At 59.2% G+C, this 19,920-nt stretch carries 19 protein-coding genes; 14 read left to right on the top strand and 5 right to left on the bottom strand.

Annotated elements, in window-relative coordinates; translation table 11 throughout:
• Positions 1-45: 45 nt before the first annotated feature.
• Positions 46-1,011, bottom strand: a complete 966-nt coding sequence (locus FCH38_RS12155; RefSeq protein ID WP_153514359.1) for a substrate-binding domain-containing protein — start codon at positions 1,009-1,011, stop codon at positions 46-48.
• Between the two features lie 148 nt (positions 1,012-1,159).
• Between FCH38_RS12155 and FCH38_RS12150 the strand changes: the two genes are divergently transcribed.
• Entirely contained in the window at positions 1,160-2,200 is a 1,041-nt protein-coding gene (locus tag FCH38_RS12150) for a LacI family DNA-binding transcriptional regulator (RefSeq protein ID WP_153514360.1), read from the top strand.
• A 10-nt stretch (positions 2,201-2,210) separates the two neighbouring features.
• Here the strand turns inward: FCH38_RS12150 and soxG are convergent, their stop codons facing one another.
• Genes soxG through FCH38_RS12130 form a run of 4 tightly spaced genes read right to left on the bottom strand, consistent with a single transcriptional unit; the run spans position 2,211 to position 7,261 of the window.
• Positions 2,211-2,759 (bottom strand): sarcosine oxidase subunit gamma family protein, encoded by a 549-nt coding sequence (gene soxG / locus FCH38_RS12145; RefSeq protein ID WP_174373916.1) that lies wholly within the window; start codon positions 2,757-2,759, stop codon positions 2,211-2,213.
• A complete protein-coding gene (locus FCH38_RS12140; RefSeq protein WP_174373915.1) occupies positions 2,752-5,715 on the bottom strand; it encodes a sarcosine oxidase subunit alpha in 2,964 nt (987 codons plus the stop codon). The genes soxG and FCH38_RS12140 overlap by 8 nt, the downstream gene beginning before the upstream one ends.
• Complete coding sequence (locus FCH38_RS12135; RefSeq protein WP_174373914.1) at positions 5,712-5,987, bottom strand: sarcosine oxidase subunit delta family protein; 276 nt, start codon at positions 5,985-5,987, stop codon at positions 5,712-5,714. Before FCH38_RS12135 ends, FCH38_RS12140 begins: the two co-directional genes overlap by 4 nt.
• A 23-nt stretch (positions 5,988-6,010) precedes the next feature.
• Positions 6,011-7,261 (bottom strand): sarcosine oxidase subunit beta family protein, encoded by a 1,251-nt coding sequence (locus FCH38_RS12130; protein ID WP_153514364.1) that lies wholly within the window; start codon positions 7,259-7,261, stop codon positions 6,011-6,013.
• 90 nt (positions 7,262-7,351) lie between these two features.
• Here FCH38_RS12130 and FCH38_RS12125 point away from each other — a divergent pair, with 90 nt between their 5' ends.
• The 13 genes from FCH38_RS12125 (at position 7,352) to FCH38_RS12065 (ending at position 19,915) form a co-directional block, all read left to right on the top strand.
• Complete coding sequence (locus tag FCH38_RS12125) at positions 7,352-8,332, top strand: GlxA family transcriptional regulator (protein WP_153514365.1); 981 nt, start codon at positions 7,352-7,354, stop codon at positions 8,330-8,332.
• Positions 8,333-8,376: 44 nt separating this feature from the next.
• Positions 8,377-9,042: a helix-turn-helix domain-containing protein gene (locus FCH38_RS12120; protein ID WP_371418818.1), complete on the top strand. Its 666-nt coding sequence runs from the start codon at positions 8,377-8,379 to the stop codon at positions 9,040-9,042.
• Between the two features lie 96 nt (positions 9,043-9,138).
• On the top strand, positions 9,139-10,044 hold the full coding sequence (locus tag FCH38_RS12115) for a class II glutamine amidotransferase (RefSeq protein WP_153514366.1): 906 nt from the start codon (positions 9,139-9,141) through the stop codon (positions 10,042-10,044).
• 38 nt (positions 10,045-10,082) lie between these two features.
• On the top strand, positions 10,083-10,769 hold the full coding sequence (locus FCH38_RS12110) for a GXGXG domain-containing protein (RefSeq protein ID WP_174373912.1): 687 nt from the start codon (positions 10,083-10,085) through the stop codon (positions 10,767-10,769).
• A 16-nt stretch (positions 10,770-10,785) separates the two neighbouring features.
• Positions 10,786-12,114, top strand: coding sequence for an FMN-binding glutamate synthase family protein (locus FCH38_RS12105; RefSeq protein ID WP_149899582.1), 1,329 nt, complete (start codon positions 10,786-10,788; stop codon positions 12,112-12,114).
• An 83-nt stretch (positions 12,115-12,197) separates the two neighbouring features.
• Positions 12,198-13,505: a type III glutamate--ammonia ligase gene (gene glnT / locus FCH38_RS12100; RefSeq protein WP_174373911.1), complete on the top strand. Its 1,308-nt coding sequence runs from the start codon at positions 12,198-12,200 to the stop codon at positions 13,503-13,505.
• A gap of 89 nt (positions 13,506-13,594) precedes the next feature.
• Complete coding sequence (purU, locus tag FCH38_RS12095) at positions 13,595-14,479, top strand: formyltetrahydrofolate deformylase (protein WP_174373910.1); 885 nt, start codon at positions 13,595-13,597, stop codon at positions 14,477-14,479.
• Positions 14,480-14,635: 156 nt separating this feature from the next.
• Complete coding sequence (locus tag FCH38_RS12090; RefSeq protein ID WP_174373909.1) at positions 14,636-15,331, top strand: GntR family transcriptional regulator; 696 nt, start codon at positions 14,636-14,638, stop codon at positions 15,329-15,331.
• A gap of 184 nt (positions 15,332-15,515) precedes the next feature.
• Positions 15,516-16,376 (top strand): transporter substrate-binding domain-containing protein, encoded by an 861-nt coding sequence (locus tag FCH38_RS12085; RefSeq protein WP_149899578.1) that lies wholly within the window; start codon positions 15,516-15,518, stop codon positions 16,374-16,376.
• Positions 16,377-16,467: 91 nt separating this feature from the next.
• Entirely contained in the window at positions 16,468-17,157 is a 690-nt protein-coding gene (locus FCH38_RS12080; protein WP_006316017.1) for an amino acid ABC transporter permease, read from the top strand.
• A gap of 29 nt (positions 17,158-17,186) precedes the next feature.
• Positions 17,187-17,918 carry an amino acid ABC transporter ATP-binding protein gene (locus tag FCH38_RS12075; RefSeq protein WP_153514800.1) on the top strand — a complete coding sequence of 244 codons (732 nt, stop codon included), beginning with the start codon at positions 17,187-17,189 and terminating at the stop codon, positions 17,916-17,918.
• A 98-nt stretch (positions 17,919-18,016) separates the two neighbouring features.
• A complete protein-coding gene (locus FCH38_RS12070) occupies positions 18,017-19,195 on the top strand; it encodes an iron-containing alcohol dehydrogenase (protein ID WP_174373908.1) in 1,179 nt (392 codons plus the stop codon).
• Positions 19,196-19,312: 117 nt separating this feature from the next.
• Positions 19,313-19,915: an amino acid synthesis family protein gene (locus FCH38_RS12065; RefSeq protein ID WP_153514373.1), complete on the top strand. Its 603-nt coding sequence runs from the start codon at positions 19,313-19,315 to the stop codon at positions 19,913-19,915.
• Positions 19,916-19,920 lie beyond the last annotated feature (5 nt).

The following is a 19,920-nucleotide window of genomic DNA, read 5'->3' as shown; positions in this document are numbered from 1 at the left end:
GAACGCCGGTATTGCCGGGTGCCGGGATCGGGCGTGGATCACCGCTCAGCGTGCACCCTTGGCAACGCCGGCAAGCGTGGCCTCGATGTTGGATTTGTCGACGATGCTTGGCCCCGTCAGCAGCGGCGCGGTCGGCAGATCGGTTCCGAAATCGATGGCCGAGGCGAGCAGCGTTACCGCCAGCAGCGACTGAAGATAGGGCTGCTGGTCGATTGCAAAACCTTGCGTTCCATCCTTGATGCGATCGAGGCCGGACTGGTTGAGGTCGAAGGTGCCAAGCAGTACCGTTTCGGTCTTGCCCGCCTGCATGACGCCAATGGCGGCTGAATCCGCATCGCCCGCAGCAATGGTGAGAACGCCATCGATCTTGCTATCCTGAAGCAGGGTGGCCTTGATGGCTTCGGCGACAGCTGTGGCATCGCCGAAACTGGTGGCGGGAAGCGGCAATTGCTTGCCGACGCCGCCGACCTTGGTGATGCCGTCGATGACGCCCTTGCATCGTGCTTCTAGATTGGCTGCACCCGGAACGGTATTGACGCAGATGACGTTCTTCTTACCCTGTTTGGCGAAATATTCGCCGCCGGCGACACCCGCCAGATATTCGTCGGAGCCGACATAATTGATCGCACCGAGTTCTTTCGCCTTTTCATGGCCCCCGGCATTCATGAGAATGACCTTGATACCGGCCTTGATGGCTTCGCGTATCGCCGGATCCTCGCCTTCCGGCACCCAGTTCGGGATCACGAGGCCGTCAACCTTCTGGCTGATGGCGGTCTGGATCAGCTGCACCACATCCGGCGCAAAATTGTCATAGGTCTGCAAACGAAGATAATTGACCTTGCCGCCATTTGCCTCGACCACGAGGCGTGCGTCATCCAGACCTTTTTTGATGAGGTTCCAGAACGCATCGTCATTCTTGCCGCCGATGACGGCAATATTGGCGGCAAACGCACTGGACGCCATTATGAGCGATGCGGCGCCCGCCATGAGAAATTTCGTGAAATATGCCATTGTTTCCTCCCTGCCCATTCTCCCGATGGGCCAAAATGACAAGATGATTTATATCTTTCATTTTTCTGAGAATGGAATTTATATTTCATTTGATGTTGCATTTCGTATCATCACATGTCATTCATGAATGATACGATTGTGAGGCGCCATGAACCGACCGACCATTACCGATCTCGCCAAGGCAGCCGGTGTCAGCATCTCCACGGTCAACCGGCTGCTGCACGGTTCGACCGCCGTGCGTCAGGATACGATCGACCAGATTCTCAAGGCGGCGGAGGAGATCGGTTTTTATGGTCTCGGCACCATCAAGGACCGGCGTCGTGAGGCCATGCCCCATTACAGGCTCGGTTTTCTGCTGCAGCAATCCCATCGGCCGCTCTACCGGTTGTGGGCGGAGGGGATCGTCGCCGCTGCACGCCAAAGGCCGGACAGCATCATCGAGCCGGATGTCGTGTTCGAGGACGACCTCTCACCGGAGGCCGTTTCCGCCAATCTCCTGAAGATGGGGCAATCCTGCAGTGCGATCGCGGTGGTGACGGCCGATCATCCGCTCGTCAGCCAGGCGATCGACGAGCTGCGGGGCAGGGGTGTTCCCGTGGTCACCTACGTGTCCGATCTGTCGGCGGCGAGCCGCGCGGGGTTTGTCGGAACCGATAGCTGGAAACGCGGACGCACGGCGGCATGGTTCCTCAGCCAGACGGTGAAGGGTGAGGGCATGGTTGTGCCGCTGATCGGCAGCAACCGCTATCAGTGTCAGGATGTTTCGGATGCCAGTTTCCGCTCTTATATGCGGGAAAACACACCTGAACTGCAGGTGGCAGAAACGCTGCTGACACACGAAGAGCCGGAAAATGCCTATGTCATCATCCGTGACATGATTGCCTCCGAACCCGGCCTCAAGGGGATTTATGTCAATGGCGGCGGCATATCCGGCGTTCTGCGGGCACTTCGGGAGTTGCCCGCGGAGAAGCAGCGCGGCATAAAAATCATCTGCAACGATATCGGCCCGGAAACGCGCAAGGGTTTGAATGAAGGGCTGATCACCGCCTCGCTGCCGCTTCCCCTCGACAGGATGCCGCAGCAATTGATCGACGTGATGTTACGGCGCGTCGAGAATGGCGACACATCCTCCGTCGAACAGCGGATCGTTCCCTTTGAAATCCTGACGCCCGAAAGCATCTGGACCTAGGCCGATAGGATCACTGGAATTCAAGGCTCATCCGGGCAAGATCGTCCCACAGGCTTTCGGCAAAGCCGCGCAAAACGATGACTTCGAACACCTGCCCGTCAAGCCGGGTGAGATGCGCGGCGATATGGCCGATCAGCGTCGTGGCGGAGTGTCCCGTCGGAAAAGCGGCGATGGAAAGATCGGCCGCCGTTCCTTTTGCCAGCACCCGCTCGGCCATCCTGCCTTCGATACGAATACGCACGCGTCCCTGGCTCTGGTCTACACCCGTTGCCTGTGGCTCAAGCACCGCAAGAAACGCCTTCATCTCCGCGTGAGACAGCGGCTCTTCGCCGACGATGAACCATTGGCCGGGAGAGACCGCCCGCACATCGCCTTTTGCGAGGCTGCGCAGGCGAACTTCCATATCCGCTGCGCCGGGCGCGGCCAGCACATGAATGATCGCGCCTTCCGGCAGGGGAGAGAGCTTGATGGCGGTGGAAGCAATCGCTCCCTTTTTTCCCAGTACCGGGCGGAGGGCCGGCTGGAAACCAGATTTGAAATCAGGCTTGAAATCAGACATGGAGCTTCTCGTTCTCAGGGTCGAAGAAAACCGGATGGCACAGGCGGGCGGCGGTGAATTCATTGCGCAGGCCGTTCCACACAACGACTTCTTCGCCATGTCTGCCCGGGCCGTTCTTGACGAGCGCGAGACCGATGGTGGAGCCGAGATGGGGTGAAAACGCGCTTGAGGTCACATAACCCTGATCGTTCTCCAGCGTTGCCGGAGCGTCTTTAGCAAGAATATGCGAGCCGCTTCGGAAGGACTGGCTGGGATCAAGCGGCAAGACACCAACAAGACTTGGCCGGTCCGCTGCGGAAAGCCCCTCGCGCTCCAGCATTCGACGGCCGATGAAATCGGCCTTGGTGGCGGAGACCATTTTGCCAAAGCCGAGATCGGCGGGCACCACCGTGCCGTTAATCTCGTTATGGGTGACATGGCCCTTTTCGATGCGCAGCACGCCGAGCGCCTCGACGCCATAGGGCATGATGGTCTCGGACCTGCCTGCTTCCATCAGTGCATCTGCAACGCTTTCGCCATAACCGGCGGGAACGGCAAGTTCGTAAGCCAGTTCGCCGGAGAAGGCAATCCGGAACAGGCGAGCATACAGTTGCCCGCCGAAGAGCGAGACTTCTTTTGCCGCAAGGAAGGGAAAGGCGTCGTCGGAAATATCCTCATCGACGATTTTCTGGATAATGGTGCGTGCCTTGGGTCCGGCAATCGCCATCTGCGCCCATTGATCGGTGACCGAGGCAAGCCGCACGTCGAGATCGGGCCAGAGCGCCTGGGCGCAGAATTCAAGATGGTTCATGACACCTGCCGCATAGGCCGTGGTGGTTGTCATGAAAAAGCGGTTTTCCTCCAGCCGGCTGGTGGTGCCGTCGTCATAGATCATACCGTCTTCGCGCAGCATCAGGCCATATCGCGCCTTGCCGACCGGCAGCTTGAGGAAGGCATTGCAATAGACCCGGTTGAGGAATTCGGCAGCGTCGCGGCCGCAAATCTCGATCTTGCCGAGCATCGACACATCGCAGAGGCCGGCATTTTTGCGAACGTTCAGAACCTCGCGGTCAACGCTTTCCCGCCAGTCGTTTTCATCGCTGCGGGGAAACCAGGAGGAGCGATACCAGAGACCGGTTTCAACGAAGATCGCCCCGTTTTTCTCGGCCCAGCCATGCAGCGGTGATTTCCGCACCGGCTGAAAATGATGGCCGTGATAAGCGCCGGTGAGCGCGCCAAAGGAGACGGGCGTGTAGAACGGCCGGAACGTGGTGGTGCCGACATCCGCCGGGGAAACGCCACGCGCCTCGGCCAGCAGCCCGATGGCGTTGACGTTGGAAAGCTTGCCCTGATCCGTCGCCATGCCGTTTGTTGTATAACGCTTGGCCAGTTCGACATGGCCGTAACCCTCGCTGACGGCAAGGCCAAGATCCTTGCGATGAACATCATTCTGGTAATCGACAAAGGCTTTCGCCTTGATGCCGGGGATGGACCAGAGCGGCTTTGCGGGCGGGGCTACGATGTCGTTTTCCACGACGCCGAATGTCGGTGTGGTCGCTGCAAAACCAAGATCCTGCGCAAGCGCCGCACCCTTTCGCGCGCCATCCTCAAGGCAGGCGGCGATGCCATTTATCGCGGATACCGTGCCGGCGAGTTCGAGCCCCTTGAGATTGGCGGGTGCGAGGAAGGCAACATTGTCTTCCGACCAGACCGGCTTTCCGCCGCGATGGCAGGCAAGATGGATAACGGGGCTGAGACCGCCCGACATGGCGAGCGCATCGATATTCATGCTCTCCGTGCGGTCATTGGCATAAATCTCTATGGCGGACAGCGCCTTGCCGCCCTTTGCATTCGAGACGACGCCACCTTTGATGACACGCGCCTTGCCTTCGTAACCGGGATTACCCTGCTGGCGGCTATCGATGATGGCGGCAAGAGTGACACCCTGCGCCTCCAGATCGCGGGCGAGCGAGTAACCGCTGTCATTGGTGGTGAAAATCGCCGTCGTCTTGCCGGGGCTTATGGCATAACGGTTGAGATAGCTGCGCATGGCGCTCGCCACCATCACGCCGGGAATATCATTGCCGCCGAAGACCAGCGGCCGCTCTTCCGCGCCGGTGGCAAGCAGCGCGCGTTTGGCGACGATGCGCCACAGGCGCTCCACCGGCACATGCGTTTTGGGGTGAGCCAAGTGCTTCTGTACCCGCTCCACCGCGCCGAAGACATTGCCGTCATACCAGCCGAAGGCCGTGGTCCGCGTCAGTACCGTCACATTCGGCAGGGCTTCGAGCTCGGCAATGCATTGCGCGGTGAAATCCGGAGCGCTCTTGCCGCCTATGATTGCGGTTTCAGACAAAAGCCCACCACCCGCGACGGAATGTTCGTCCAGAATGATGACGCGTGCGCCGACGCGCCCTGCGGCAAGCGCCGCTGCAAGTCCCGCTGCGCCGGAACCGATCACCAGCAGATCGCAATGCGCCCAGCATTTGTCATAGGCATCCGGGTCTGCCTCGTAGCTTGCCTTGCCGAGACCGGCGGCTTTGCGAATGAAGGGCTCGTAGATTTTTTCCCAAAAGGCGGCGGGCCACATGAACGTCTTGTAGTAGAAACCCGCGCCGAGAAAGGGCGAAAGAAGGCCGGTCAGTGCGCCGATATCGAAATCGAGGGAGGGCCAGCGGTTTTGGCTTTTCGCTTCCAGCCCGGCATAAAGCTCCTGCATGGTGGCGCGCGTGTTCGGCTCCGTACGCCCGCCGCTGCCAATCGTCATCAACGCGTTCGGCTCGGCGGCGCCCGCCGTCAATATGCCGCGCGGGCGGTGATACTTGAAACTGCGGCCGACGAGTTGCTGGCCGTTGGCGAGCAGGGCGGAGGCAAGGCTGTCGCCTTCGAAGCCTCGCATGGTTTTGCCGTCGAAAGTGAAGGAAAGCGGTTTGGAGCGGTCGATCAGACCGCCGGTCTTCAGGCGGTGGAAGGTCATGCGCTTGTCACTTTCTTCTCATCGGCGGCATCACGGCAGGCGGATATCTCATGGGTGACCGTATCGCGGCTAACGACCAGCCAGCGGCGGCAACCAGCGGTGTGGTGCCAATATTCTTCATAGGTGCCGCGCGGATTATCGCGCAGATAGACGTAATCGAACCATTCCTCGGCGCCGGCATCCGCTGCCGGCCGGGCAAGGGCGGCACCCTTAATGGTGAATTCTTCCTTGGGTCTTGGCCCGCAATGCGGGCAGGGCACGAGACTTGCCATTTCAGATGTCCTTGATCCGCAATTTAATGAAGGTTGGGCTGGGCGCCCTGGCCTTTTTCATCGATGAGGTAACCGCGCTGGAAGCGATCCAGCCGGAAGGCCGTTGCCGTTTCCTGCGGTGCGCCGCGCGCCAGAAGATGGGCGAAGCAGAAACCGGATGCGGGCGTCGCCTTGAAGCCGCCGTAACACCAGCCGGCATTCAGGTAGAGATTGTCGATCGGCGTGCGGTCGATGATCGGTGAGCCGTCCATCGACATATCCATGATGCCGCCCCAAGAGCGCAGAACCCGGACGCGGGAGAGCGCCGGTATCATCGCCTTGCCGGCTTCGGCGACATGTTCGACCGTCGCCAGATTGCCGCGCTGGGCATAGGAATTGTAACCATCGATATCGCCGCCGAAGACGAGGCCGCCCTTGTCCGATTGCGAAACGTAAAAATGCCCCGCCCCGAAGGTGACGACGCCATCGATGAAGGGTTTCAACCCTTCTGACACAAAAGCCTGCAATACGTGGCTTTCGATCGGCAGTTTCAGCCCGGCCATGCCGGCCACCTGCGAGGAGTTACCCGCCGCCGCCAGTGCCAGCTTGCCGCAACCGATAAAGCCCTTGCTGGTCTCGACGCCCACGACCCTGCCGTTTTCCCGACGAATGCCGGTTACCTCGCAGCCCTGTATAATGTCGACGCCTCGGCTGTCCGCGCCGCGCGCATAACCCCAGGCCACTGCATCATGCCGCACGGTGCCGCCGCGCTTTTGCAGCAGGCCGCCGTGAATGGGAAAGCGGGCATTGTCGAAATCGAGAAACGGCAACATCGCCTTCACTGACGCCTTATCCAGCAATTCGGCATCGACGCCGTGCAGCCGCATGGCATTGCCGCGCCGCGTATAAGAGTCACGCTGCGCATCCGAATGGAAGAGGTTCAGCACGCCACGCTGCGAGACCATGGCGTTAAAGTTGAAATCCTGCTCCAACCCTTCCCACAGCTTCATAGAAAGCTCGTAGAAGGGGTTGTTGCCGGGCAGCAAATAGTTGGAGCGGATGATGGTGGTGTTGCGTCCGACATTGCCGGAGCCGACATAGTTCTTTTCCAGCACCGCGACATTGGTGATGCCGAATTCCTTGGCGAGATAATAGGCCGTCGCCAACCCGTGCCCGCCGCCGCCAACGATGATGACATCATAATGCGGTTTGGGCGCAACATCACGCCATGCGGGCTTCCACGCTTTGTTGCCGAGAAGGCCGTTCATGAAAATGGAAAAAGCGGAATAGCGCATCTGGCGTACCTCGAACGATATTTCACGAGTGTAGCCGGTGGGTCGAAAAGAGAATTGCAGATAAAGGACATTATAATCTAGAATAAAGACATGACGACAATTGAACAGAAGAACCTCCAGCGGATCGGTTTTGTCCTCGTTTCGAATTTCGCGCTGATGTCTTACGCGTCGGCGGCGGAGCCGCTGCGGGCCGCCAATCTGATTGCCGGAACCGATCTCTATGAGATCGTGCCTCTCTCCTTCGATGGTGAGGCTGTCAGAAGCTCGTCCGGCATCAATATCGATTGCGAAGCGCTCGCCGCCGCTGGCGAGCGATGCCACACCATTTTCGTCTGTGCTGGCGGCGGGCCGCAGGACTGGGCAATTGCGGAAAATTCGTTTGGCACATTGCGGCGGCTGGCGCGTCAGGGTGTCCGGATAGGCGGCATTTCCAGCGGTGCTTATGTGCTGGCAGCGGCGGGGCTGCTGGATAATCGCGATTTCACCATCCATTGGGAACATGCGCCGGTGCTGCGGGAGGCTTTCGGCCACCTCTCGCCCCGACAGGCGCGGTTTGTTTTCGATGGTGACCGCATCACCTGCGCCGGTGGTGTTGCGCCACTTGATATGATGCATGCGATGATTTCGCAGAGAATGGGTGCGCATTTCGCACGGCGTGTCAGCGACTGGTATCTGCACACGGCTGTGGCCGAACCCGGCGCGCCGCAACGCGGCTCCTCGGCGGAGCGCTACGGCACCAACCACCCGGCCTTGCTGACCGTGCTGGAAAAAATGGAAACGGCCATCGAAAGCCCGCTTGACCGGCGGAACATGGCGAAACTGGCGGGAACGAGCGCGCGGCACCTGGACCGGCTTTTCGCGACCCATCTTAAGACGAGTTTTCTCGATACCTATCGGGCGATCCGCCTTGATCATGCCCGGCGGCTTCTGGAACAAAGCCCGCTCTCCATCGCGGAAGTTGCCTTCGCCACCGGCTTCTCCAGTGCGGGTCATTTTTCGGGAAGCTTCAAGGCCCATTTTGGCCACACTCCGAATGCGCTAAGGACAAAGATTTCCTCCGAATTAAAATAGTTTTCCTGTAAAGAAGGAAAAACACGATATTGCCGGAGGATCCCATGGCAAAGGAAACCACCAAGGTCGAGCAAGCGCAGGTTCTGTCGCAAGACCCGCATGCCGTTCGCGAGCCGAGGGTCAACAATCTGGAAATGGCGATTGGCCACGAGGTACGGACCTATCGCAAGAAGCTCGGCATCACCGTCACTGATCTTGCATCGGCCACGGGCGTATCGGTGGGCATGCTTTCCAAGATCGAAAACGGCAATATTTCCCCGTCGCTCACCACGCTGCAGACGCTGTCAAAGGCGCTGGGTGTGCCGATCACGGCTTTTTTTCGTGGTTTCGAGGAGCCGCGCAGCGCCACCTTCGTCAAGGCTGGTCAAGGAGTGAATATCGATCGCCGAGGCACCCGCGCCGGCCATCAATACAGCCTGCTTGGCCATATCGACAACAATACCAGCGGTGTCACCGTCGAACCCTATCTCATCACGCTGACGACTGATTCTGATGTGTTTCCGACCTTCCAGCACGAGGGCATGGAGTTTTTGTACATGCTGGAAGGCGAGGTGGTTTACCGCCACGGCGAGCAGCTTTTCACCATGGAGACGGGGGACAGCCTGTTTTTCGACGCCGATGCGCCGCATGGGCCAGAGGAACTGATGAAGCTTCCCGCCCGCTATTTGTCGATCATTTCCTATCCGCAAAGGCGGGTGGCCAATGATTGAAAAGTTGCCTTAGAAGAAAAAAATATTCCTGGTAGTTGACTTGGTGGAATTCCATATGTTAGCCCTTCATTCAGAAACGAATGGAGGCGCCTGTCGATGTGCGGCATTGTTGGACTATTCCTGAAGGACAAAAGCCTTGAACCGCAGCTGGGTGAGCTGCTTTCGGACATGCTCATCACCATGACCGATCGCGGGCCGGATTCGGCCGGCATCGCGATCTACGGAAGTACTGCGGCAGGCCGTGCAAAAGTCACGATCCAGTCGCCTAATCCTGCCGCTGATTTTTCCGGCCTTGCCGAGGCGCTGAACGAAAACGGTGTCGAAGCCTTGGTCACGGTGAAAAGCACCCATGCGGTGCTGGATATCCCTGCCGATAAGCTCGATGGCATTCGTGCGGCTCTTGCCGCCATCCGCCCGGATGTCCGGGTCATGGGTTCCGGCGACAGCGTGGAAATCTACAAGGAAACCGGCCTGCCGAAGGATGTCGTCGCCCGTTTTAACGTGCGCTCCATGGCCGGCAGTCACGGCATCGGCCACACCCGCATGGCGACGGAATCAGCTGTGACGACGCTTGGCGCGCATCCATTCTCCACCGGTGCCGATCAGTGCCTGGTGCATAATGGTTCGCTCTCCAACCACAATAATCTGCGCCGCGAGCTGGTGCGCGAAGGCATGAGCTTCGAAACCCAGAACGACTCGGAAGTGGCCGCCGCCTATCTCACGGCGGAAATGGCCAAAGGCAAGGATCTCGGCGAGGCGTTGACCGGTGCACTTGACGACCTAGACGGCTTCTTCACCTTCGTCGTCGGCACCAAATCCGGTTTCGGCGTGGTGCGCGATCCCATCGCCTGCAAGCCGGCTGTGATGGCCGAGACCGATCAATATGTCGCTTTCGGCTCCGAATATCGCGCGCTGGTCAATCTGCCCGGCATCGAAAATGCCCGTGTCTGGGAGCCGGAACCGGCGACCGTCTATTTCTGGGACCATGAAAAGGCCGCCTGAGACCTGTCCATTGGCGCATATTGCGAAAGTCATAATCCATGCCAGTTTTCGATCTCTCCCACACACCGTTGCGTGAACTGAATAGCGCCCTCCACGGCCTTTCCTCCGGCGTCAACGATACCGAATTCGAAGTGGTCAATCCGCGCGGCCACCATGCCGTCGCCGTCGGCATCGACAGCCCCGTGACCGTCGATGTGCGCGGCTCGGTCGGTTATTATTGCGCCGGCATGAATGATGGCGGCACCGTCACCGTGCACGGTTCGGCCGGGCCGGGCGTTGCGGAAAACATGATGTCCGGCACTGTCGTTATAGAGGGCGACGCCTCGCAATATGCCGGGGCCACCGGTCGCGGCGGGCTGCTGGTCATCAAAGGAAATGCCGCCTCCCGCTGCGGCATTTCCATGAAAGGCATCGATATCGTCGTGAAGGGCAATATCGGCCACATGTCCGCCTTCATGGGCCAGTCCGGCCATCTCGTCGTCTGCGGCGATGCGGGCGATGCGCTGGGCGATTCTCTCTATGAGGCAAAGCTTTTCGTGCGCGGTGCGGTTAAAAGCCTCGGTGCCGATTGCATCGAGAAGGAAATGCGGCCCGAACATCTGGAGAAACTTGCCGAACTTCTTGAGAAAGCCGGCGTCACCGATGTCAACCCAAGCGAGTTCAAGCGCTACGGTTCGGCCCGCACGCTCTACAATTTTAACATCGACAACGCCGACGCGTATTGAGGCGAGGGATATTTAGATGAGCTATCACAACCCCTTCACCCCGCCGCGCAAGTCCGCGACATTCGACGACCACACGCTGGCGGAAATCCGCCGGGCGGCGGCGACCGGTATTTACGACATTCGCGGCGCGGGCACCAAGCGCAAGGTTCCGCATTTCGATGACCTGTTGTTTCTCGGTGCGTCCATCTCGCGTTATCCGCTCGAGGGTTACCGCGAGAAATGCGATACGACAGTTACGCTCGGCACGCGTTTTGCCAAAAAGCCGATCACGTTGAAAACGCCGATCACCATTGCCGGCATGAGCTTCGGCGCTCTCTCCGGCAACGCCAAGGAAGCGCTCGGCCGTGGCGCGACGATTGCCGGCACCTCCACCACGACGGGTGATGGCGGCATGACGGATGAGGAGCGCGGCCACAGCCAGACGCTGGTTTATCAGTATCTGCCGTCGCGTTACGGCATGAACCCCAAGGATTTGCGCCGTGCGGATGCCATCGAGATCGTTGTCGGCCAGGGTGCGAAGCCGGGCGGCGGCGGCATGTTGCTCGGCCAGAAGATTTCCGATCGCGTCGCCAATATGCGCAATCTTCCCAAGGGCATCGACCAGCGTTCCGCCTGCCGTCATCCTGACTGGACCGGCCCTGACGATCTGGAAATCAAGATCCTCGAATTGCGCGAAATCACCGACTGGGAAAAACCGATCTACATCAAGGTCGGCGGCGCACGCCCCTATTACGACACGGCTTTGGCGGTGAAAGCCGGTGCCGATGTGGTGGTGCTTGACGGTATGCAGGGCGGCACGGCGGCAACGCAGGATGTCTTCATCGAGAATGTTGGCATGCCCACGCTTGCCTGCATTCGCCCCGCCGTTCAGGCGCTTCAGGATCTCGGCATGCACCGCAAGGTGCAACTGATTGTGTCCGGCGGCATTCGTTCAGGTGCTGATGTCGCCAAGGCGCTGGCGCTGGGGGCCGATGCGGTCGCCATCGGCACGGCGGCGCTGGTGGCGCTGGGGGATAATGATCCGCACTGGGAAGACGAATATCAGAAACTCGGCACCACCGCCGGCGCTTATGATGACTGGCACGAAGGCAAAGACCCGGCCGGCATCACGACGCAGGACCCGGAGCTTGCCGCACGCCTCGATCCGATCGCTGCCGGCCGTCGCCTTGCCAATTATCTGAAGGTCATGACGCTCGAAGCGCAAACCATCGCGCGTGCCTGCGGCAAGAACCATCTCCACAATCTGGAGCCGGAAGATCTGGTAGCGCTGACCATGGAGGCCGCCGCCATGGCGCAGGTTCCTCTGGCGGGAACCAACTGGTTTCCGGGGAAAGGCAGTTTTTAAACAACATAATGGACGGACGCATTTGGGAGGATGCGTCCGTCTTTTGTCAATGAAGTGTCTGATACCAAAAAAAGGGGAATGACGTGACACTGGACCTCTCCACATTTGCTGCCGAAAAGGGCATCAAATATTTCATGATCAGCTATACCGATCTCTTCGGCGGCCAGCGCGCCAAGCTGGTTCCCGCCGAAGCCATCGCCGATATGCAGAAGGGTGGCGCGGGTTTTGCCGGTTTCGCCACATGGTTCGATCTGACGCCGGCCCATCCCGATCTTTTCGCCGTGCCGGACGCTTCGTCGGTTATCCAGCTTCCGTGGAAAAAGGATGTTGCCTGGGTTGCAGCCGATTGCGTCATGGAAGACCAGCCGGTGGAACAGGCGCCGCGCGTGATGTTGAAAAAGCTCATCGCCGAAGCGGCCGAAAAAGGCTTGCGGGTCAAAACCGGCGTGGAGCCGGAATTTTTCCTGATTTCACCTGACGGTGCAAAAATCTCCGACGAGTACGACACGGCGGAAAAGCCGTGTTACGACCAGCAGGCGGTGATGCGCCGTTACGATGTGATCGCCGAGATTTGCGATTACATGCTGGAGCTTGGCTGGAAGCCCTACCAGAATGACCATGAAGATGCGAACGGCCAGTTCGAGATGAACTGGGAATATGACGATGCGCTCCAGACCGCCGATAAACATTCCTTCTTCAAATTCATGGTCAAGTCCGTTGCCGAAAAGCATGGGTTGCGCGCCACCTTCATGCCGAAACCATTCAAAGGGCTGACCGGTAACGGCTGCCATGCCCATATTTCGGTCTGGGACCTCGACGGCAAGGTCAACGCCTTCGCCGACAAGGCGATGCCTTTTGGGCTTTCCGCCCAGGGCAAGACCTTTCTCGGCGGCATCATGAAACATGCCTCCGCTCTTGCCGCTATCACCAATCCGACGGTCAATTCTTACAAACGCATAAACGCGCCGCGCACCATTTCGGGCGCGACATGGGCGCCGAATACGGTGACCTGGACCGGCAATAACCGCACCCACATGGTGCGCGTGCCGGGGCCGGGGCGGTTCGAACTGCGCCTGCCGGATGGTGCCGTGAACCCCTATCTACTGCAGGCCATCATCATCGCCGCCGGATTGTCCGGTGTCCGTTCGCAGGCCGATCCGGGTCCGCACTACGATATCGACATGTATCGTGAGGGCCACACGGTTACGGATGCGCCGAAGCTGCCGCTCAATCTTCTCGATGCATTGCGCGAATATGAGAAGGATGAAGAGTTGCAGCAGGCGCTGGGCCTCGAATTCTCAAAGGCCTATGTGAAGCTCAAGCAGGGCGAGTGGAACAGCTATTGCGCGCAGTTCACCGCCTGGGAGCATCAGACCACGCTCGACGTTTGACCTCGGTTTTCCCCGCCGCCCTTGCGGCTTTTCCCGCGCGCATCAAACCGCGCGGGTTTTTCCCATATCGATGACAGAAAGAGCGCCAGATGACGAACTTCGTCCTGACCGTCACATGCAAATCCACCCGCGGCATCGTTGCCGCCCTTTCTGGCTTCCTGGCTGATAAGGGCTGCAACATCGTCGATAGTTCGCAGTTCGACGATCTTGGTACGGGCCGCTTCTTCATGCGGGTGGGGTTCATTTCCGAGGAGGGCGCCAGACGAGAGGACCTTGTGGCCGGGCTTGCGCCGATCTCGGAAAAGTTCGGCATGGAGGTGGCTTTGCATGACCAGTCCGAAAGGATGAAGGTTATGCTGATGGTCTCGCGTTTCGGCCATTGCCTGAACGATCTGCTGTACCGCTGGCGCATCGGCGCGCTGCCGATCGATATCGTCGGCGTCGTCTCCAACCATTTCGATTACCAGAAGGTCGTCGTCAATCACGATATTCCTTTCCACCACATTCCGGTGACGAAGGAAAACAAGCCGCAGGCCGAAGCCCGGATCATGGAGATTGCTGAAAGCACCGGAACGGAGCTGATCGTGCTTGCCCGCTACATGCAGGTGCTTTCCGACAGAATGTGCGAGACGATGTCGGGTAAGATCATCAATATCCACCATTCCTTCCTGCCGTCCTTCAAGGGCGCCAACCCTTACAAGCAGGCCTATCAGCGCGGCGTGAAGCTGATCGGCGCGACGGCGCATTATGTGACAGCCGATCTGGATGAAGGCCCGATCATCGAGCAGGATATCGTGCGTATCACCCATGCACAGAGCGCTGAGGATTATGTGTCGCTCGGCCGCGATGTGGAGGCGCAGGTACTGGCCCGGGCCATCCACGCTCACATCCACCACCGCACCTTCATCAACGGTAACCGCACAGTTGTCTTCCCACCCGGTCCCGGCTCCTACGCCTCGGAAAGAATGGGATAAGGTTTCCGCCTGCTGTGACCATCCGCCTGCCGCAGCTCTGCTGTTGCCATAAAGATGATGCGCGGCTAAATAAGTTGGTACGCCATAATATCAAGAGCCAGAACCCGATTCTGCTTGCGGCGAGCCGAAGCGGGATGTGCCAAACGAGGTGATACCATGACCGGTGCTTTGCAGGGAACTGCCATTCGCGTTGAGCGTCCAACGAAGACGTTGAGGGAACTTGCGCTCGACAAGGTGCGGGATGCCATCGTGAACGGTTACTTCCGCCCCGGCGACCGTCTGGTCGAGCGCGATCTCTGCGCCCAGCTCGGCGTGTCCCGCACCATCGTGCGCGAGGTTTTGCGGCATCTGGAATCCGAAGGGCTGGTCGCGAATTTGCCGAACAAGGGTCCGATGGTTGCGCTGCTCGATCTCAATGAGGCCAAGCAGATTTACGAAATTCGCGGCGCACTGGAGGGAATGGCGGCCCGGCTCTGTGCCGAACGCCGCGATCCCGCCATCGTCGAGGCGCTTGAGGTTTCGCTGAAACATATTCGAGAGAGCTATGTCTCCAAGGATATGCCGGGCGTGCTGGCGCATACCTCGTCCTTTTACCATACGCTGTTCAGCAAGATCGACCGGCAGGTCGCCTGGGGTGTCGTCAATCTGCTGACGGTGCGGATCAACCATCTGCGCTCCATGACGATCAAGACGAAAAGCCGCGATACCGAAGGCCCGGCGCAGATGGAAAAGATTGTCGAGGCGATCCGCCAGGGAGATGGTGACGCCGCCTACAAAGCCGCGCTCGACCATGTGACGAGCGCTTGCGCCATCGCTGAAGCCGTCCTCACGGCGCAAAAAACCGCCGACTGAAAGTCTTCGGCGCTCTCGTTGCCCCGCCCTTGCGGCTGCCCTGCCGGGAGCCGCAAGGTTGCGCTATTTTTATTTTACCATTGTTTTTCAATAATTTAGAAAAATACTTGTCCGCTTCTTGACAGGGTAAACCGTTTGGTGTGATGGTATGCCATAATCAATAATATAAAGAGCGGAGCTAAATATGAACTGGAATCCGATTTCCCGGAAATGCACAGTCGTGCGCGCCAAAACCTTTCTGGCGGGCGTCGCCATCACTCTTTTTGCCGGTGCCGCCGTTGCACAGGACTGCACGCCGAAAATATCCGACAATCATCTCATCAAGCCCGGCCATCTCGTCATGGCCACCAGCCCGACCCTGCCGCCCATGGCCTATGCCGACCAGCAAGGTGTCCTGAAAGGCCTGCGCATCGAGCTGGGTTATGAGATCGCCAAGCGTCTCTGCTTGAAGCCTGAATACATCAGCACCGAATATGCGACGATGGTGCCGGGCCTGCAGGGCGGCCGCTGGGACCTGATAAATGCCGGCCTGTTCGTGACGGCGGAACGACGCAAGATCCTGTTCATGATCCCCTATGAAAACCTTGCCATCAGCATTTCCACGGCGGTCGGCGCGTCCGATCCCATCACCAAGGTCGACGATCTGGCCGGCAAGGCCGTCAGCACCGATATTGGCGGTTATGCAGAGCGCAAGATCAAGGAACTGAACGAGGACTTCAAGAAACGCGGCCTCGCGCCGATGACCATCAACCTGTTCGACAATTATGCGACGGTCTATCAGGCATTGCGCGCAGGCCAGGTGCAGGCGGCTGTATCCATCGATCCGGTTGCCAAGCAGTATCAGGACCGTGGTGAATTCACCCATGCGCTTTCCGGCATGTATCCCACCCCCGGCTCGCTGTCCTTCGGCAACAAGGACGTCGCTGATGCCGTCTCCCTCGCTCTGAAGGAGATGAAAGCCGATGGCTCGCTTGAGAAGCTGATGGGTGGTTATGGCGTCAGCATTGCCCCCGGCGATCTCGCCGTTCTCGGCCCGGAAGGTTGAATTCCAGCCATCTGAACTGTCATCGCGGTGGGAGGGTTCTCGCCGCGACTGTTCCCGCATGAATTGGAGCCCGCATGAACTGGAGAGAGACGTGAAGGGTTGGAACTGGGAAGGTTTCTTCGAATACCTGACGAATTATTATCTTTTCGAGGGCGCGCTGGTGACGCTCGGCCTCACGGTTTTCGCCATGACGGCGGGTCTGGCGCTCGGCTTCGTCATTGCTGTGATGCGCATGTCGAAATACCGGTTCCTGTCCGGGCCGGCCTATTTCTACACCTGGATCTTTCGCGGCACGCCGCTTCTGGTGCAGCTCATCATCATTTACACCGGCCTGCCGCAGATGGGCATCAAGCTCACGGTTCTGCAATCCACTCTGATCGGCCTGTCGCTCTGCGAAGCGGCCTATCTGTCGGAAATCGTCCGGGCCGGCATCGCTGCCGTTCCCAAGGGCCAGATCAACGCGGCGCGGGCCATCGGCATGACCGAAGCGCAGGTGATGCGTTACATCGTGGCGCCACAAGCCTTCCGCATCATCATTCCGCCGCTTGGCAATTCCGTTAACGGCGTGCTGAAGACGACCTCGATCGCCTCTATCATTTCCATGGAGGAGCTTCTGCGCCGCACGCAGGTGCTCATTCAGGAGAAGTTCCTCGTGCTGGAGCTTTTCACGGTTGCGGCCCTTTATTACCTCGCCATGACGACCGCCTGGGAACTCATCCAGCGCCGGATCGAGAAACGCTTCGGCAAGGCCTATGGGCCCATGTCGACTGACATACATTGAGGAGCGGTCCGATGTCGCAAACAACCAGCATGATCGAACTCCAGTCCATCAATAAATGGTACGGTCCGCATTTTCAGGTTCTGACCAATTGCAGCCTGAATGTTGCCAAGGGCGAAGTCGTCGTCATCTGCGGCCCATCCGGCTCCGGCAAATCGACGCTGATCAAATGTGTGAACGCGCTTGAGACGATCGGCAACGGCGTCATCACCGTCAACGGGGTGGAAGTGACCAACCCGAAGACCGACATGCCGAAGCTGCGCTCCAAAGTGGGCATGGTGTTCCAGCATTTTGAGCTTTTTCCGCATATGACGATCCTCGAAAACCTCAGCATCGGGCAGGAGAAGGTTCTCGGCCGCTCACCGGCGGAAGCGCTTGCCAAGGCCAACGCCCTGCTTGAGCGGGTGGGGCTAACGGCGCATGCGAAGAAATATCCCGGCCAATTGTCGGGCGGCCAGCAGCAACGTGTCGCCATTGCCCGCGCGCTGGCGATGGACCCGGTTGCCATGCTTTTCGACGAGCCGACATCGGCGCTCGATCCGGAAATGATCAACGAGGTCCTCGATGTCATGGTCTCGCTGGCGCAGGAGGGCATGACGATGATGGTGGTGACGCATGAGATGGGTTTTGCCCGCAAGGTGGCGGACCGGATCGTCTTTATGGATGGCGGCGAAATCGTTGAGATCGGCGAGGGCGACAGCTTCTTCACCCACCCGAAGACGGAGCGCGCCCGCTCGTTCCTCTCGAAAATCCTGGCGCATTAGGCTCATCTCGGCCTGAGCCGGATAGCGATATTCCGTTTCAGGTCATAGGGCCTTTAGCCGTTCCGAACAACGCAGAATAAGAGTGGCGGAGAACCGCAATGATAAACCGTGTCCTGATGCCCCGTGAAATGCTGATCGGCGGCGGCAGTCGTTTCCGATTGCCGGCTGTGCTGAAATCACTGGGGGTCTCTCGCCCCTTGCTGGTCTGCGACCCGGTCATGCAAAAGCTCGGCCATGCCGATACACTTTTGCAGGCGCTTAGTGGCGAAGGCATCGAAGCCGCCATTTTCGCCGATGTCGTGGAAGACCCGACGGACATTTCGATCGCCGCTTTGGTGAAACGCATTTCAGATGGCGGTCATGATGGTCTCGTGGCACTCGGCGGCGGCAGCGCCATCGATACCGCAAAAGCGGCTGCCATCGTCGCGACCAGCGGCGAAGAGCTGCGTGCCCTGAAGGTGCCACGGATCGTGGATTTCGCCGTCATGCCGGTGATTGCCATCCCCACGACCGCCGGAACCGGATCGGAAGTGACCCGCGCCGCCGTTGTGACGGATACGGTGGCAAGCGAAAAAATGCTGATCCTTGGCACCGCCGCTTTGCCTGTCGCCGCCATCATCGATTACGAGCTGACGCTGACCTGCCCTTACCGGGTTACGGTCGATACCGGTATCGATGCGCTGACCCACGCGCTGGAAGCGCTGGTCAACCGCAACGGCAACCCCCATTCCGAGGCACTGGCGCTTTCCGCGCTGAAACTGATCGGGGCAAATCTCGAAAAAGTGGCTGATAACCCTGATGACCGGGATGCGCGCGAAGCGATGATGCTGGGCGCGACCCATGCCGGTCTTGCGGTCTCTAATACATCGACAGCGCTGATCCATGGCCTTAGCCGGCCGGTCGGGGCTTTTTTCCACGTGCCGCACGGCATGTCGAATGCGATGGTGTTGCCGCTGGTCACGCAGTTTTCGCTGAATTCCGCTCTGCCGCAGTATGCCGCCGCCGCCCGTGCGCTGGGCTGTGCTGCCGCCACGGACAGCGACCGGGTCGCCGGCACCAAGCTGGTGGAGGCCTTCATCGGCCTGAACAAACGGCTGAAGGTGCCGACCCCGCAGGAGTTCGGCATCGATAAGAGCCGCTATTTCGAGCTTCTGCCGGAAATGGTGCGTCAGGGTCTTGCTTCCGGCACGCCGGCCAACAACCCGCGTGTCCCAACGCCACCCGAAATGACGCGTCTCTATGAACTGGCCTATGACGGCAGCATCGACGATTTCTAAAACGTAAGCCACTGGAAAAACTGCCTAATGTGCCATTTTTCAACGGCGCATGTCTGGCACTTGACAGTTTTGTATTATGGCATACCATAAGCTATCATATTTACGGAGAAAGCACGCATGTCCATCCAGATCCGCAAGACCCTGCTACAGGTCGAAACGACGTTGATTGAGGGAGGCAAGGCTGCCGCGACGCCTTTGAAGCTGTTCACCGCCATCGCGGTCGTGAAAAATCCATGGGCTGGCAAAGGCTTCGTGGAAAATCTGAAGCCGGAAATTCATGCGGGCGCGCCGGTGCTGGGTGAATTGCTGACCAAGATGATCCTCGATGCCGTCGGTTCCGGAGAGGCGGTGGAGGCCTATGGCAAGGCAGCGGTTGTCGGGCTGGATGGCGAGATCGAACACGCTTCCGCACTCATCCACACGCTGCGTTTCGGCAATCATTATCGTCACGCGGTTGGCGCCAAGTCCTATCTCGCCTTCTGCAACACCCGTGGTCCAGGCAATGCGCCGATCATGATCCCGTTGATGGACAAGAACGATGAAGGCCGTCGTTCGCATTATCTGACCATCCAGACCTCCGTTCCGGACGCTCCGGCTGCGGACGAGATCGTCGTCGCACTCGGCGCTTCCGTCGGCGGCCGGCCCCACCACCGCATCGGTGACCGGTATCAGGATCTGAAGGATCTTGGTCAGGATGTCACCAATCCGGCCGGCGTTTGAGGGCT

The organism is Agrobacterium tumefaciens, assembly GCF_013337285.1.
Classification (GTDB): domain Bacteria; phylum Pseudomonadota; class Alphaproteobacteria; order Rhizobiales; family Rhizobiaceae; genus Agrobacterium; species Agrobacterium burrii.
Note: the sequence above shows the minus strand (reverse complement) of the source record. Positions and strands in the feature narration are given on the sequence as shown.

Excerpts from the sequence above, each read along its gene's own strand:
- FCH38_RS12155 (WP_153514359.1), bottom strand. The coding sequence starts at position 1,011 with ATGGCATATTTCACGAAATTTCTCATGGCGGGCGCCGCATCGCTCATA.
- FCH38_RS12150 (WP_153514360.1), top strand. The coding sequence starts at position 1,160 with ATGAACCGACCGACCATTACCGATCTCGCCAAGGCAGCCGGTGTCAGC.
- soxG (WP_174373916.1), bottom strand. The coding sequence starts at position 2,759 with ATGTCTGATTTCAAGCCTGATTTCAAATCTGGTTTCCAGCCGGCCCTC.
- FCH38_RS12140 (WP_174373915.1), bottom strand. The coding sequence starts at position 5,715 with ATGACCTTCCACCGCCTGAAGACCGGCGGTCTGATCGACCGCTCCAAA.
- FCH38_RS12135 (WP_174373914.1), bottom strand. The coding sequence starts at position 5,987 with ATGGCAAGTCTCGTGCCCTGCCCGCATTGCGGGCCAAGACCCAAGGAA.
- FCH38_RS12130 (WP_153514364.1), bottom strand. The coding sequence starts at position 7,261 with ATGCGCTATTCCGCTTTTTCCATTTTCATGAACGGCCTTCTCGGCAAC.
- FCH38_RS12125 (WP_153514365.1), top strand. The coding sequence starts at position 7,352 with ATGACGACAATTGAACAGAAGAACCTCCAGCGGATCGGTTTTGTCCTC.
- FCH38_RS12120 (WP_371418818.1), top strand. The coding sequence starts at position 8,377 with ATGGCAAAGGAAACCACCAAGGTCGAGCAAGCGCAGGTTCTGTCGCAA.
- FCH38_RS12115 (WP_153514366.1), top strand. The coding sequence starts at position 9,139 with ATGTGCGGCATTGTTGGACTATTCCTGAAGGACAAAAGCCTTGAACCG.
- FCH38_RS12110 (WP_174373912.1), top strand. The coding sequence starts at position 10,083 with ATGCCAGTTTTCGATCTCTCCCACACACCGTTGCGTGAACTGAATAGC.
- FCH38_RS12105 (WP_149899582.1), top strand. The coding sequence starts at position 10,786 with ATGAGCTATCACAACCCCTTCACCCCGCCGCGCAAGTCCGCGACATTC.
- purU (WP_174373910.1), top strand. The coding sequence starts at position 13,595 with ATGACGAACTTCGTCCTGACCGTCACATGCAAATCCACCCGCGGCATC.
- FCH38_RS12090 (WP_174373909.1), top strand. The coding sequence starts at position 14,636 with ATGACCGGTGCTTTGCAGGGAACTGCCATTCGCGTTGAGCGTCCAACG.
- FCH38_RS12085 (WP_149899578.1), top strand. The coding sequence starts at position 15,516 with ATGAACTGGAATCCGATTTCCCGGAAATGCACAGTCGTGCGCGCCAAA.
- FCH38_RS12075 (WP_153514800.1), top strand. The coding sequence starts at position 17,187 with ATGATCGAACTCCAGTCCATCAATAAATGGTACGGTCCGCATTTTCAG.
- FCH38_RS12070 (WP_174373908.1), top strand. The coding sequence starts at position 18,017 with ATGATAAACCGTGTCCTGATGCCCCGTGAAATGCTGATCGGCGGCGGC.
- FCH38_RS12065 (WP_153514373.1), top strand. The coding sequence starts at position 19,313 with ATGTCCATCCAGATCCGCAAGACCCTGCTACAGGTCGAAACGACGTTG.